The organism is Mycolicibacter icosiumassiliensis (assembly GCF_900078685.2).
GTDB lineage: Bacteria > Actinomycetota > Actinomycetes > Mycobacteriales > Mycobacteriaceae > Mycobacterium > Mycobacterium icosiumassiliensis.
Genome location: NZ_LT546166.1, coordinates 1,050,742 through 1,064,911 on the forward strand (window position 1 = coordinate 1,050,742; position 14,170 = coordinate 1,064,911).

General features: G+C 68.0%; 13 protein-coding genes and 1 riboswitch. Of the genes, 11 read left to right on the forward strand and 2 right to left on the reverse strand.

Features of this window, described 5'->3' with window-relative positions:
* The first annotated feature begins 83 nt into the window (after nucleotides 1-83).
* From secA2 to BN4346_RS28730, 10 genes are all read left to right on the forward strand, one after another.
* Nucleotides 84-2,444 carry an accessory Sec system translocase SecA2 gene (secA2, locus tag BN4346_RS28685; RefSeq protein ID WP_067969937.1) on the forward strand — a complete coding sequence of 787 codons (2,361 nt, stop codon included), beginning with the start codon at nucleotides 84-86 and terminating at the stop codon, nucleotides 2,442-2,444.
* Between the two features lie 9 nt (nucleotides 2,445-2,453).
* The gene (locus tag BN4346_RS28690; protein WP_067969257.1) at nucleotides 2,454-3,056 is read left to right on the forward strand and encodes a CDP-alcohol phosphatidyltransferase family protein; all 603 of its coding nucleotides are present in this window, start codon (nucleotides 2,454-2,456) and stop codon (nucleotides 3,054-3,056) included.
* Nucleotides 3,049-3,978, forward strand: coding sequence for a DUF881 domain-containing protein (locus tag BN4346_RS28695; RefSeq protein ID WP_067969260.1), 930 nt, complete (start codon nucleotides 3,049-3,051; stop codon nucleotides 3,976-3,978). Before BN4346_RS28690 ends, BN4346_RS28695 begins: the two co-directional genes overlap by 8 nt.
* Before the next feature lie 49 nt (nucleotides 3,979-4,027).
* Nucleotides 4,028-4,360 (forward strand): small basic family protein, encoded by a 333-nt coding sequence (locus tag BN4346_RS28700; protein ID WP_046189077.1) that lies wholly within the window; start codon nucleotides 4,028-4,030, stop codon nucleotides 4,358-4,360.
* Between the two features lie 5 nt (nucleotides 4,361-4,365).
* On the forward strand, nucleotides 4,366-5,139 hold the full coding sequence (locus BN4346_RS28705) for a DUF881 domain-containing protein (RefSeq protein ID WP_067969263.1): 774 nt from the start codon (nucleotides 4,366-4,368) through the stop codon (nucleotides 5,137-5,139).
* Nucleotides 5,140-5,167: 28 nt separating this feature from the next.
* Entirely contained in the window at nucleotides 5,168-5,581 is a 414-nt protein-coding gene (gene gcvH / locus BN4346_RS28710; protein ID WP_067969266.1) for a glycine cleavage system protein GcvH, read from the forward strand.
* Between the two features lie 175 nt (nucleotides 5,582-5,756).
* Nucleotides 5,757-6,242 carry a glycogen accumulation regulator GarA gene (gene garA / locus BN4346_RS28715; RefSeq protein ID WP_067969269.1) on the forward strand — a complete coding sequence of 162 codons (486 nt, stop codon included), beginning with the start codon at nucleotides 5,757-5,759 and terminating at the stop codon, nucleotides 6,240-6,242.
* Nucleotides 6,242-6,979: a transcriptional regulator FtsR gene (gene ftsR, locus BN4346_RS28720; protein WP_067969272.1), complete on the forward strand. Its 738-nt coding sequence runs from the start codon at nucleotides 6,242-6,244 to the stop codon at nucleotides 6,977-6,979. The genes garA and ftsR overlap by 1 nt, the downstream gene beginning before the upstream one ends.
* Nucleotides 6,980-7,106: 127 nt before the next feature.
* Entirely contained in the window at nucleotides 7,107-7,601 is a 495-nt protein-coding gene (locus tag BN4346_RS28725; RefSeq protein WP_067969275.1) for a bifunctional nuclease family protein, read from the forward strand.
* 233 nt (nucleotides 7,602-7,834) lie between these two features.
* Nucleotides 7,835-8,470, forward strand: coding sequence for a MerR family transcriptional regulator (locus BN4346_RS28730; protein WP_067969278.1), 636 nt, complete (start codon nucleotides 7,835-7,837; stop codon nucleotides 8,468-8,470).
* 51 nt (nucleotides 8,471-8,521) lie between these two features.
* Here the strand turns inward: BN4346_RS28730 and BN4346_RS28735 are convergent, their stop codons facing one another.
* The gene (locus tag BN4346_RS28735) at nucleotides 8,522-8,731 is read right to left on the reverse strand and encodes a hypothetical protein (RefSeq protein ID WP_067969282.1); all 210 of its coding nucleotides are present in this window, start codon (nucleotides 8,729-8,731) and stop codon (nucleotides 8,522-8,524) included.
* Nucleotides 8,732-8,879: 148 nt separating this feature from the next.
* Nucleotides 8,880-8,977, forward strand: a riboswitch (glycine riboswitch).
* Nucleotides 8,978-9,129: 152 nt separating this feature from the next.
* Here BN4346_RS28735 and gcvP point away from each other — a divergent pair.
* Nucleotides 9,130-11,961, forward strand: a complete 2,832-nt coding sequence (gcvP, locus tag BN4346_RS28740; RefSeq protein ID WP_067969285.1) for an aminomethyl-transferring glycine dehydrogenase — start codon at nucleotides 9,130-9,132, stop codon at nucleotides 11,959-11,961.
* A gap of 72 nt (nucleotides 11,962-12,033) precedes the next feature.
* On the opposite strand, the gene BN4346_RS28745 is transcribed toward gcvP, so the two are convergent.
* Complete coding sequence (locus tag BN4346_RS28745; protein ID WP_067969288.1) at nucleotides 12,034-14,130, reverse strand: substrate-binding domain-containing protein; 2,097 nt, start codon at nucleotides 14,128-14,130, stop codon at nucleotides 12,034-12,036.
* Between the last annotated feature and the right edge of the window lie 40 nt (nucleotides 14,131-14,170).

A 14,170-nucleotide genomic window follows, 5' to 3' on the forward strand; every position in this document is an offset into this window, starting at 1 on the left:
TGCCGGATGAGCATCGCCCGGCACCCCGCCGACGCGATGGTGCCCCCGGCTTGCAAGCGCTGGCCACCGCGTACCGTTGTGCTGTGGCTAACACCTCCAAGACTGTCTCCGGAACGCGAACCAAGTCGGGTCGGCTCAGCGGCAAATTCTGGAAACTGCTGGGCGCCAGCACCGAGAAGAACCAGAGTCGTTCGACGGCCGAGGTCACGGCGGCCGGTGAATACGCCAAGAAGGCGGCCGGGCTCGACGACGAGCAGCTGCGCAAAGCCGCGCAACTGCTCAAACTCAAGGAGCTGGCCGACGCCTCGGACATCCCACAGTTCTTGGCGATCGCCCGCGAGGCCGCCGAACGCAGCATCGGGCAGCGTCCCTTCGATGTTCAGCTGCAGGGCGCGCTGCGGATGCTGGCCGGGGACGTGGTCGAGATGGCCACCGGCGAGGGCAAGACGCTCTCCGGTGCGATCGCCGCCGCCGGATACGCCATCGGTGGCCGGCACGTGCACGTGGTCACCATTAACGACTACCTGGCCCGTCGTGACGCCGAGTGGATGGGCCCGCTGCTGGAGGCTCTCGGGGTCACCGTCGGGTGGATCACCGAAGACTCCACGGCCGCGGAGCGCCGCGCGGCCTACAAGTGCGATGTCACCTATGCGTCGATCAACGAGATCGGCTTCGACGTGCTGCGCGACCAGCTGGTCACCGATGTCGACGATCTGGTCTCGCCCAACCCCGATGTGGCGCTGATCGACGAGGCCGACTCGGTGTTGGTCGACGAGGCGCTGGTGCCATTGGTGCTGGCCGGCACCACCCACCGGGAGACGCCCCGGATGGAGATCGTCGAGCTGGTCGGACGACTCAAGCCCGGAGTGGACTACGACTCCGACGAGGACCGGCGCAACATCCACCTCACCGAGGTGGGGGCGAACAAAGTCGAGAAAGCGCTCGGCGGTATCGACCTGTACTCCGAGGAGCACGTGGTCTCCACGCTGACCGAGGTCAACGTGGCCCTGCACGCCCACGTGCTGCTGCAACGTGACGTGCACTACATCGTCCGCGACGGCAAGGTGCAGCTGATCAACGCCTCGCGTGGCCGGATCGCCGCCTTGCAGCGCTGGCCGGACGGCCTGCAGGCCGCGGTGGAGGCCAAGGAGGGCATCGAGACGACCGAGACCGGCGAGGTGCTCGACACCATCACGGTGCAGGCGCTGGTCAACCGGTATCCGACCGTGTGCGGCATGACCGGTACGGCGTTGGCGGCCGGTGAGCAGTTGCGCCAGTTCTATCAGCTGGGGGTCTCGCCGATCCCGCCGAACATGCCCAACATCCGCGAAGACGAGGCGGACCGGGTCTACATCACCGCCGCGGCCAAGAACGACGCCATCGTCGCCCACATCGTCGAGGTGCACGCCACCGGACAGCCGGTGCTGGTCGGCACTCACGACGTCGCCGAGTCCGAGGAACTGCACGAGCGGCTGCGCAAACGCGGTGTCCCGGCGGTGGTCCTCAACGCCAAGAACGACGCCGAAGAGGCCACGGTGATCGCCGAGGCCGGCAAGCTTGGGGTGGTCACCGTCTCCACCCAGATGGCCGGCCGCGGCACCGACATCCGCCTGGGCGGATCCGAAGAGGCCGACCACGACGCGATCGTCGAACTGGGCGGGCTGCACGTGATCGGCACCGGCCGCCAGCACACCCAGCGCCTCGACAACCAGTTGCGGGGCCGGGCCGGCCGCCAGGGCGACCCCGGATCCTCGGTGTTCTTCTCCAGCTGGGAGGACGACGTCGCCGCGACCAACCTGGAAGCCAACAAGCTTCCTACCGAGAGCGATGACGACGGCCGGATTCTGAGTCCCAAGGCCTCCGGTCTGCTCGACCACGCGCAGCGCATCGCCGAGGGCAAGCTGCTCGACATCCATGCCAACACCTGGCGGTACAACCAGCTGATCGCCCAGCAGCGCACCATCATCGTGGAACGGCGTAACACGCTGCTGTCCACCCCGGCGGCTCGCGAGGAGCTGGCCGAGCTCACCCCGAAGCGCTACGCCGAGTTGAAGGGCCAGCTGGGGCAAAACGGGGAAGACGGTGAAGCCAAGCTGGAGAAGATCTGCCGGCTGATCATGCTCTACCACCTGGACCGCGGCTGGGCAGACCACCTGGCCTACCTGGCCGACATCCGGGAGAGCATCCACCTGCGTGCCCTGGGCCGGCAGAACCCGCTCGACGAGTTCCACCGGTTGGCCCTGGACGCGTTCGCCTCACTGGCCGCCGACGCCATCGAGGCGTCCCAGCAGACGCTGGAGACCTCGGATTCGATCGAGTCCGAGCCGGGTATCGACCTGTCGAAGCTGGCCCGGCCCACCTCGACGTGGACCTACATGGTCCGGGACAACCCGCTCAGCGACGACAGCATGGACGCGCTGAGTCTGCCCGGGATCTTCCGCTAGGGGGTCGGTATGCCTGCCGGGTCTGGCTCCGATCAAATCCAAGACCGGGTGCTCACGGCGCCCAACGTCATCAGCCTGGCCCGTCTCGGGCTGATCGGCGTTTTTCTGTACCTGCTGCTGGTTGCGCGGGCGGACGGGCCGGCGGTGGCGACGTTGATGCTCAGCGGCGCCTCGGACTGGGCCGACGGCAAACTGGCTCGGCTGCTCAATCAGTCCTCGGCGTTGGGTGCCCTGCTCGATCCGGCGATCGACCGGCTCTACATGATCGCCGTTCCGGTCGCTTTCGGGGTGCGTGGACTGGTGCCCTGGGCGGTCATCGGAACGCTGCTGGCCCGGGACCTGCTGCTGGCCGCTACGCTGCCGGCGCTGCGGAGCCGGGGGCTGACCGCGCTGCCGGTGACCTACATCGGCAAGGCGGGCACCTTCGCGCTGATGTCAGCGTTTCCGCTGATCCTGCTGGGACAGTGGGATCAGCTGTGGAGCCACGTGGTGCTCTCGGTCGGATGGGGTTTTTTGATCTGGGGTCTGGGTATGTACCTGTGGGCGTTCGTGCTGTACCTGATCCACGTCAGACTGGTGGTCCGCACCATGCCGAAGGTTGCCGGTGGCTGAACCGTTCTTCGCGCTCAGCGGATACGACTCCCAGGGGGCGGGCGCCCACGAGGCCGGCCGGCCACAAAAATTCGCGGTGCCGTCGCTGCTGCGCTCCCTGTTGTCCGAACATCTCGACCCCGGCTACGCTGCGGCGGCCGCCAGGCGCGCACACCGTACCGAGCCCCCCGCGGCCACCGCCCGGATCGGGGGATGGGCATGGGAGGCGGTGGCGGCGTTGCTGGTGGCGACGGTGTTCGCCGTGGCGGTGGCGCAGGCCCGGTCGGTGGCGCCCGGGGTGCGCAATGCCCAACAGGTGCTCGCCGCGAATGTGCGATCGGAAGAAGCCGTCACCGGCAGGTTGGCCGACAAACGCGACGCGTACTCCAACCGCGTCGACGAAGTGCGCCGGCACCGGCTGGCCGACGACGCCCAGGGGCAACGGGTGCTGGCCGGCCTGGACAAGCTCAGCCTGGAGGGTGCCAGCACGCGGGTGAGCGGCCCGGGGGTGATCGTCACCGTGACCGACCCCGGAGTCGGGCGAAATCTCTCCGATGCGTCCAAACAACGGGTGTCGGGCAGTCAGCAGATCATCTTGGACCGCGACCTCCAGCTGGTCGTCAACTCGCTATGGGCCAGCGGGGCCGAAGCGATCGCCGTCGGCGACGTCCGCATCGGCCCCAACGTCACGATCCGGCAGGCCGGCGGAGCCATCCTGGTCGACAACAAACCGATCAGCAGCCCCTACTCGCTGCAGGCCATCGGACCGCCCCGCGAACTGCGCGACGCCTTCGACCGCAGCCCGGGGCTGTACCGGCTGCGGCTGTTGGAGGCCTCCTACGGGGTGGTGGTGCGGGTCGACGGCCGCAGTGCGGCCGACCTCACGCTGCCGGCCGGATCGGTGCGAGATGTCCGGTTTGCCAAACAGATAGGGGCATCGTGACGCAAGCTTGCCGCACGGGTCCGGTTCGGGAGGCTGGAGTGATGTCGCAATGATCGGGATCGCCGCGCTGATCGCCGGCATCGTGTTGGGGTTGGTCTTTCACCCCAGCGTGCCGGAGGTGGTTCAGCCCTATCTGCCGATCGCCGTGGTGGCGGCGCTGGACGCCGTGTTCGGCGGCCTGCGTGCCTACCTGGAGCGGATCTTCGACGCGAAGGTGTTCGTCGTGTCGTTCGTGTTCAATGTTCTGGTCGCCGCACTGCTGGTCTACCTCGGTGACCAGTTGGGGGTCGGCACTCAGCTGTCGACCGCGATCATCGTGGTACTGGGCATCCGCATCTTCGGCAACGCGGCGGCGCTGCGGCGACGGCTGTTCGGGGCCTGACGCGCATGAGCGGCACCGACCCGGCTCCGCACGGCCGCCACGAGCTGACGCAGCCGCCCCCGCAGAACGGCGTGCCCCCACCGCGGGGCCGTTCCGGTCCGCTGTTCAGCGTGCTGGGGCTGCTGCTGTGCCTGCTGCTGGGCGTGGCGATTGTCACTCAGGTCCGCCAGAACGACTCCCATGACGCGCTGGAGACGGCCCGTCCCGCCGACCTGCTGGTGCTGCTGGACTCGCTGCGTCAACGCGAGGCCACCCTGGGCACCGAGGTTGCCGAACTGCAGCAGACGCTCAATGCCCTACAGGAATCCGGCAGCAGCGACCAGGCCGCAATTGAGAACGCCCAGGCGCGGCTGGCCGCCCTGGCGATCATGATCGGCACCGTCGGCGCGGTCGGACCCGGTGTCGTGGTTACCGTCGAGGATCCGGCCCGCGGTGTCGCACCCGAGACGATGCTCGACGTGATCAACGAGTTGCGAGCGGCCGGCGCCGAGGCGATGGAAGTCCGTGACGGCACCAAGGCGGTGCGCATCGGGGTGGATTCGTGGGTCGCGGGCACGCCCGGTGCACTGGAGTTCGACGGCACCGCTCTGACGCCGCCGTATTCGGTTCTGGCGATTGGGGATCCCCCCACCCTGGCGGCCGCGATGAACATTCCCGGCGGGGCGGTCGACAGCGTCAAACGGCTTGGCGGCGCCATGGGGGTGCAGCAGGCCGACCGCGTGGAGGTGACCGTGTTGCGACAACCGAAACCCCGCCAATACGCTCAGCCAGTCAAGTGAGCCCGACAGCGCAAGGAGCACGATCACCGTGAGCTCGGAAAGCCTAGTTCCATCCGACCTGTACTACACCGCTGAGCACGAGTGGGTTCGCCGGACCGGTCCGGACACCGTCCGGGTGGGTATCACCGACTTTGCGCAGGCCGCCCTGGGTGACGTGGTCTTCGTGCAGCTGCCCGCGGCGGGCACCGGTGTCGCCGCGGGGGAGGCCTTCGGCGAGGTGGAGTCGACCAAGTCGGTTTCGGACCTCTACGCGCCGATCACCGCGTCGGTGAGTGCGGTCAACGCCGAACTGGACGCGAACCCGCAATTGGTGAACTCTGACCCCTACGGTGCCGGCTGGCTGCTGGAACTTCAGGTGGCGAACGCGGATTCGGCGGCTTTGGACCAGAGTTTGTCCGCTCTGCTGACCGCCGATGCCTACCGGGCGACGTTGTCGGAATGACGATTGCTAGCCTGCCTGCCGGGACGCGCCGGGTATCCGGCGACACGATCCCGCGGTGCGGGGGACATGACGGACCGCTGCGCGGTACGGTCGACTCAACGATTCAGGGTTGAGCGCAACACATGTCCGGCGGGCGCGACCAGATAGCACAACAGCGGCCAGTGAGGAGTAGCGGGTGACGGAGAAGGACCCGGCAACGGGGCAAGACCAGGCAGGCGATGAGGTCACGGTGGAAACCACATCGGTTTTCCGCGCCGACTTCCTGAACGAACTCGACGCTCCCGCGCAGGCGGGCGGCGAGAGCTTGACCTCGGGTGTGGAGGGACTGCCCGTGGGTTCGGCGCTGCTGGTCGTCAAGCGCGGTCCCAACGCCGGATCGCGGTTCCTGCTCGACCAACCGGTCACCGCGGCCGGTCGGCACCCCGACAGCGACATCTTCCTCGATGACGTCACGGTGAGTCGTCGTCACGCCGAGTTCCGGCTGGAGGGCAACGAGTTTCAGGTCGTCGACGTCGGCAGTCTCAACGGGACCTACGTCAACCGGGAGCCGGTCGATTCGGCGGTTCTGGTCAACGGCGACGAAGTGCAGGTCGGCAAGTTCCGTCTGGTGTTTCTGACGGGCCCGAAGACGGGTGAGAACGAGGCCGGGCCGGGCAGCTAATGACCGCGCCTGACAGCCCTGAACTGGCCGGGATGTCAATCGGAGCGGTGCTGGATCTGCTTCGGCCCGATTTTCCCGACGTCACGGTCTCCAAGATTCGCTTCCTGGAGACCGAGGGGCTGGTCACGCCGCAACGGGCGGCCTCGGGGTACCGCCGATTCAGCGCCTACGACTGCGCACGGCTGCGTTATGTGCTGACCGCGCAACGCGACCAGTACCTGCCGTTGAAGGTGATCAAGGCGCGGCTGGACGCCGAACCGGATGGCGCGCTGCCGTCACCGGAGTCGCCGTATCCCGCGCCACGGCTGGTGTCGGCCGGCGGCGAAACCGCCCATAACGGGACGGCGCTGCCTGCGCCACCTCGACAGGTGCGGCTGAGCCGGGAGGATCTGCTGGCACGTTCGGGCGGCGACGACGCGCTGCTGACGGCATTGGTCAGATCGGGCGTGATCACCGCCGGGCCGGGTGGGCTGTTCGACGAGCACGCGGTGGTGATCGTCCAGTGCGCGCGCGGGCTGGCGGACTACGGCGTGGAGCCGCGGCACCTGCGCGCGTTCCGCTCGGCCGCCGACCGGCAATCCGACCTGATCTCCCAGATCGCGGGCCCGCTGGTCAAGGGCGGCAAGGCGGGCGCGCGCGACCGTGCCGACGACTTGGCGCGTGAGGTCGCGGCGCTGGCGATCGCTCTGCACACCGCACTGCTCAAGTCGTCGGTACACGACGTACTGCACGGCTGAGGACTAGACTTCGCCTCGGCGGCTCGTTGCGGGGCATGCGGTTGTCCGACCGGGAGTTTCGCAGCGAGTCATACTGGGACACATAAGGACTGTGCGATACAGGCGAACGCGGAGGGGCTGACTGGAGATGGGTGAAGTACGCGTGGTCGGCATCCGCGTCGAGCAGCCGCAGAACCAGCCGGTGCTGCTCCTGCGCGAGGCCGATGGTGACCGATACCTCCCGATCTGGATCGGGCAGGCCGAAGCCGCCGCCATCGCCCTGGAGCAGCAGGGCGTGGAGCCGGCCCGGCCCCTGACCCACGACTTGATCCGTGACTTGATCGGCGCGCTCGGACATTCGCTCAAGGAAGTCCGAATCGTCGATCTGCAGGAGGGCACGTTCTACGCCGACCTGATCTTCGACCGCGACATCACGGTGTCGGCGCGTCCGTCGGACTCGGTGGCCATCGCGTTGCGGGTGGGTGTGCCGATCTACGTCGAGGAAGCAGTGCTGGCCGAAGCGGGGCTGCTGATCCCCGACGAGGGTGACGACGAGAGCGCCGGCGCGGTGCGTGAAGACGAGGTGGAGAAGTTCAAGGAATTCCTCGATAGCGTGTCGCCTGACGATTTCAAAGCAACCTGACCCGGCGCGGCGGACTCAGCCTCGTCACAGATCCGTTTCATCTCTCTGCGGTCAGCGCGACACGCCCATACGAAAGCATTGCAGGCAAAACGCGGCCCCCATACTTGAACCACGGCGAGAACAACTGCACGGCAGCTCGTCGGACGGCGTATGCTCACGACCAACTCGGGCAAGAGCAAACGCGGCCACTGGCCAGTCAGTGGCAACGAGCGCGATCGGCGAGAGGAAGCAGCGTGGGCGACCAACCGGGGCAGGATCAGCTGGACTTCACGGGTCAGTCCGACAAGGGCGACCGCGAAGTCCCCGCGGCCCCTACCAGCGCCGGCCAACCCGTACAGGGCGGTTTGTTTCCGGACGACTCCGTTCCCGACGAACTCGTCGGTTACCGCGGCCCCAGCGCCTGCCAGATCGCCGGCATCACCTATCGCCAGCTCGACTACTGGGCTCGTACCTCGCTGGTGGTGCCCTCCATCCGGGGCGCGGCCGGCTCCGGCAGCCAGCGGCTGTACTCGTTCAAAGACATCCTGGTGCTCAAGATCGTGAAGCGGCTCCTCGACACCGGCATCTCGCTGCACAACATCCGGATTGCGGTCGACCACCTTCGTGAGCGCGGTGTCCAGGATCTGGCCAACATCACGCTGTTCTCCGACGGGACCACCGTGTACGAATGCACCTCGGCCGAAGAGGTCGTCGACCTGCTGCAGGGCGGCCAGGGGGTGTTCGGTATCGCGGTGTCGGGCGCGATGCGCGAGTTGACCGGCGTGATCTCCGACTTCCCCGGGGAGCGCGCCGACGGCGGCGAGTCGATCGCCGCACCGGAAGACGAACTGGCCAGCCGCCGCAAGTTCCGCGATCGCAAAACCGGCTAGGTTCGCAACCTGCGACGTTTAGTGGGTCGAAATCCGTTGGAGTGCAAGCTTTTATCCGACAGCACGTTCGGCCATCGGCGTGAGGACTTCTCGAGCGAAGCGTCGCAGCGCCGCATCATCGCGGAAATCCGGCTCGGCGGATGGCAGTGAGATATACGTCAAGAACAACCGGGCGAACACGTCGGCCACCCAGCGCACCGGCTGACCAGGACTGCCCGGCGCGTCGCCGTGAATGTAGTTGGCAATAACCGCTGATCCCATCGCGACCAGGCCCGGGCATCGGCGGCCGGTACCGGCGCGAACTGCGCGGCTCGGCTGAGCATCGGATGTTCGCGGGCGAACGTGATGGTCGCGACCAAGGCCTCGGCGGCACCGTGGCTGGGTTTGGCGGGTAGTATTGGGTCCGCATCAGCCCCGCGCGGGAGAGTTCCGCGGCAGCCAGCCGCGGACGCCGAAGGAGCAATACCTCTCCGTCAACCTCTCAGGCACCCGGACCGCGCCGGCATTGATGCCTCTGGAAAGCGGTGGCGCCCGTTCGGGTTACACCCGCCCATGGGGAAAGGCGCCGCAGGAATCTGGGCGCTGAATCTCTCAGGCGCCCGGGCCGGGCAGACGACAGAGGGGGAGGACACGAATTCGTCTAGCGCCCAGGAGTTCCCGTGTCCGAGTACACCGAATCCCGCTTTGTTGACCGGCACATCGGCCCGGATACTGCCGCGATCAGCGCGATGCTCGCCACCATCGGTGTCGGGTCGCTGGAGGATCTCGCAGCCAAAGCTGTTCCCGCCGGCATCCTCGACGCGCTGAGTGCCGACGGCATCGCGCCCGGACTGGATGTCCTTCCGGCCCCGGCTACCGAGGCCCAGGCCCTGACCGAACTACGTGAATTGGCCGATGCCAGCACGGTCGCGGTGTCGATGATCGGCCAGGGCTACTACGACACGCTCACCCCGCCGGTGTTGCTGCGCAACATCATGCAGAATCCGGCGTGGTACACCGCCTACACGCCGTACCAGCCGGAAATCAGCCAGGGCCGGCTGGAGGCCCTGCTGAACTTCCAGACCATGATCGCCGATCTGACCGGCCTGGAGATCGCCAACGCCTCGATGCTCGACGAGGGCACCGCCGCCGCCGAGGCGATGACGTTGATGCACCGCGCAACGCGCGGCAGCTCGCACCGACTGCTGGTCGACACCGACTTGTTCACCCAGACCGCGGCGGTGCTGGCGACCCGGGCCGAACCGCTGCGCATCGAGATCGTCACCGCCGACCTGCGTGACGGCCTGCCCGAGGGCGACTTCTTCGGGGTGATCGTGCAGTTGCCGGGCGCCTCGGGCCGGATCACCGATTGGTCCGGGCTGATCGAGGCCGCCCACGAGCGAGGCGCGCTGGTCGCGGTCGGCGCGGATCTGCTGGCCTGCACGCTGCTCACCCCGCCCGGCGAGATCGGTGCGGACGTGGCGTTCGGCAGCGCCCAGCGGTTCGGGGTGCCGATGGGCTTCGGCGGCCCGCACGCCGGCTACCTGGCGGTGCACTCGGGACACGCCCGCCAGCTGCCCGGCCGGCTGGTCGGAGTGTCCCTGGACGCCGATGGCTCGCCGGCCTTCCGGCTGGCGCTGCAAACCCGCGAACAGCACATCCGCCGGGACAAGGCCACGTCGAACATCTGTACCGCGCAGGTGCTGCTGGCGGTGATGGCCGCGATGTATGCCAGCTACCACGGCGCCGACGGCCTGACCGCCATCGCCCGGCGAGTGCACGCCCAGGCCGAGAAGATCGGCGCGGCACTCGGGGACGCGCTGGTGCACGACCAATACTTCGACACCGTGCTGGCCCGGGTGCCGGGCCGCGCCGACGAGATCGTCGCGGCAGCCAAGGCCGGCGGGATCAACCTGTGGCGGGTCGACGCCGACCACGTCTCGGTGGCCTGCGACGAAACCACCACCGACGCTCAGGTGGCCGCGGTACTGGACGCCTTCGGACTGGCCGCGGCCGAGCCCGCCGGCGCGCCCATCGCGACCCGGACGTCGGAATTCCTGACGCACCCGGCGTTCACCCGCTATCGGACCGAAACCGCGATGATGCGTTACCTGCGCTCGCTGTCGGACAAGGACATCGCCTTGGACCGCAGCATGATTCCGCTCGGATCCTGCACGATGAAGCTCAACGCCGCCGCCGAGATGGAGTCGATCACCTGGCCGGAATTCGCGCGCCAGCACCCGTTCGCCCCGGCCGGCGACGCCGCGGGCTTGCGAACGCTGATCGGGCAGCTTCAGACCTGGCTGGCGGGGATCACCGGATACGACGCGGTGTCGCTGCAACCCAATGCCGGCTCGCAGGGCGAGTACGCGGGCCTGCTGGCGATCCACGCCTATCACGCCAGCCGCGGCGAGTCGCACCGCGACATCTGCCTGATCCCCTCCAGCGCGCACGGCACCAACGCCGCGTCGGCCGCGCTGGCCGGAATGCGGGTGGTGGTGGTGGCCTGCCGTGACAACGGCGACGTCGACCTCGACGACCTGCGCGCCAAGGTGGACCAACACGCGACGGCGCTGTCGACGTTGATGATCACCTACCCCTCCACGCACGGCGTCTATGAGCACGACATCGCCGAGATCTGCGCCGCCGTGCACGATGCCGGCGGCCAGGTCTACGTCGACGGCGCCAACCTCAATGCGCTGGTCGGGCTGGCCCGGCCCGGAAGGTTCGGCGGCGACGTCAGCCACCTGAACCTGCACAAGACCTTCTGCATCCCGCACGGGGGCGGCGGCCCCGGTGTCGGACCGGTGGCGGTGCGCGCGCATCTGGCCGAGTTTCTGCCCGGGCATCCGCTGGCCGCCGAGTTGCCCAGCGGGCACCCGGTGTCGGCGGCTCCGTACGGGTCCGCGTCGATCCTGCCGATCACCTGGGCCTACATCCGGATGATGGGTGCCGACGGCCTGCGTGCTGCGTCGCTGACGGCGATCGCGTCGGCCAACTACATCGCCCGACGGCTGGACGAGCACTATCCGGTGCTCTACACCGGTGAGAACGGCATGGTCGCCCACGAGTGCATCCTGGACCTGCGAGAGATCACCAAGAGCACCGGGGTCACCGTCGACGATGTCGCAAAACGGTTGGCCGACTACGGTTTCCACGCCCCGACCATGAGCTTCCCGGTGGCCGGAACCCTGATGGTGGAACCCACCGAGAGTGAGAGCCTCGCCGAGGTCGATGCGTTCTGCGAGGCCATGATCGCCATTCGCGGCGAGATCGATCGGGTCGGAACCGGCGAATGGACCGTTGAGGACAACCCGCTGCGGGGGGCCCCGCACACCGCGGAGTGCCTGATGGTCGACAAGTGGGAGCACCCCTACACCCGCGAACAGGCCGCCTACCCGCTGGGCCGCGGATTCCGGCCGAAGGTGTGGCCCCCGGTGCGCCGGATCGACGGCGCCTTCGGCGACCGCAACCTGGTCTGCTCATGCCCGCCGGTGGAGGCCTTCAGCTGAGTCGCCGGCATTCGGGAACCCCTACCTCGCCGACCTGCTGGAGGGCGTCGTCCACTACTAGGCGAGACTGCCTCAGCTCAGCAGCGAGTTCAGCGCACCGGCTAGTTCGGGTGAGTTGGCTCCGCGCAGATTCTGGTACGTGCCACCAGAAAGTTGTGCCACCGACTGCCAGGTCGCTTGGTCGGAGTCCGCGCCGAAGTCGATGACGTTGACGGCGATCGGTCGCTGCGGGTCGTTGTTGGCCCGGATGAAATCCTGGAGCCCAGCACCGTCCAAGGTCCGGTCGGTGTGCGGACCCGCGGTGATGATCAGCACCGAATTGGCTTGCCCGGGCCGGTAGTTGGCCAAGGCCTGGTTGTACACCATGCGCAGCGTCGTGAACGACACCGCACCCCCCGGTGTCGAGCTCAGGTCATTGAGCTCGCTGACCAAGGTCTCCGCACGAGTCCCGCCGTTGAGCGGTTCGTCCAGCGGGCCCCCGGTGACCACGTTGCGGCCCTCGGTGCCGTCGAAGGTCCACAGGCCCACAGACGACGACGGGGACAGGGCTTTGATTCGTTGATCGAGGGCAGCGATTACATGGGCCAGCCTGCTCTTGCCGCCTTCGTCGGTGGTCATCGACTGGTCGAGCATCACCGTGACCGCTGCGCTGCCCGGCAAGGTGGTCAGGGCGCCCGCCAGGGCGGCGCGCGTCGCAACGTCGCCGACCGAGAGGGTGTCCGACACCGCCGGGAAGCTGGCCACCTCGCTGCTGGGCGGCTTGACGCCCTCCACGCGGAATCCGGCTTTGGCCAGCTCTGCGAGCTGGTCGGGCTTGCGGGCGAAACGGGCGAATTCGCTGGCGGCACTGACCTGTTCCTGCGACAACCAGGATCCGGCGAGCAACACGGTGGGGTAGTCGGCGACCGGCACCGGCCCCGGCGGTCGCCACGATCCCAGTTCCGTTGCCGGATCCGACAGCGACTGGCCACGGGTGAACAGTTGCTGCTCGGTGGTCACCACCGCGTGCACCGGTGCAGCCGCCAGATCGCCTTGGCGCAGCAGCACATTCATAGCCTCAGCGAGCGAAGCATCGGCAAGCTTGGGTTCTCCGCCCGCAAGCCGATGCACCCCACCAACCCCATCGATGATGGGAGCGCCCTTGGGAGTGACGCCGGCAGCCACTGCCTCGCCAGCCAGGAAAGCGGCATCGCCGTTGCCGCCGATCGGCAGTGCCAGCCGCAGCGGCCCCCAGCCGGCCAGCCCGAGATGACCCAGCCCGTCGGGGTCGGCCTGCAGGTCCGGCAAACTTGCCCAGCTCTGCTTCTGCAGCGCGCTTTTGAGCTCGGGACGGATCGCCAACAACACCGGCGAGGTGACCAAGGAACGACTGTCGCTGACCGTCTCCGCCCCCGCCGAGGCCTGCAGTCGGGCGGTGGAGACCGAACTGCCCGGAATCCACAGCGCCGGGCGTTGCCCGAGTTGCGCGGGCCAGTCGCCGATGAAACCGCTGACGACGGCATCGGAATCGACCGGCTTGACCTGCACCGACACACAGCGATCGCCGATCGGCTTAGCGGTCTTGTTGAACCGGTCGGCGAAACCCTGCACGTGGTCGGCGATCGACGGGTCCGCCACGACGGCAACCGTCAGATCACCTGCCGCGCAGTTGCCCGCGGCCACGGCCGAACGATGCGACAACGAGTTGCCGAAGAAGCGCCACAGGATCACCGCGCCCACGACGACGATCACTGTGACCAGTGCGGCGATCACGCCGACGCTGACACCGCGCGGCCCCGAGTCGTTGCGATGCCGGCGCCACCGCTCGAGATCGCGGTGGCCGCCGCGCGGCTCGTCTGGATCGGGCGCCGTGCCCGGGGAAGACTCGCCGGTGAAGCCGCCTATGGCACCGAAAGGCCCGGTGCGGTAGCGCGATTCCTCATCGGGCTCACTGCCGCGACGCATGTATTGCGCTGGGTCGGCGTCGTCGAATCCGGCGTCGTCATATCCCGTGTCGTCGTATCTCGACTCGTCGTAGAACGCGTCGTGATAGTCGTCGACGTAGTCGTCATCGTCCGGGTCGCCGAAGCTGAACAGACCGGGGCTGCCGGAAAAGTGGTCGTCGGGCTCGTCACCGCTCAGCGGCTCGTTCTCGGAATCGTCCGGGCCGGGGAAACTGTGCCTACCCACGGTGGGTGCGTCCTTTCCGCCTGGTCAGTTGTCCGGCCAC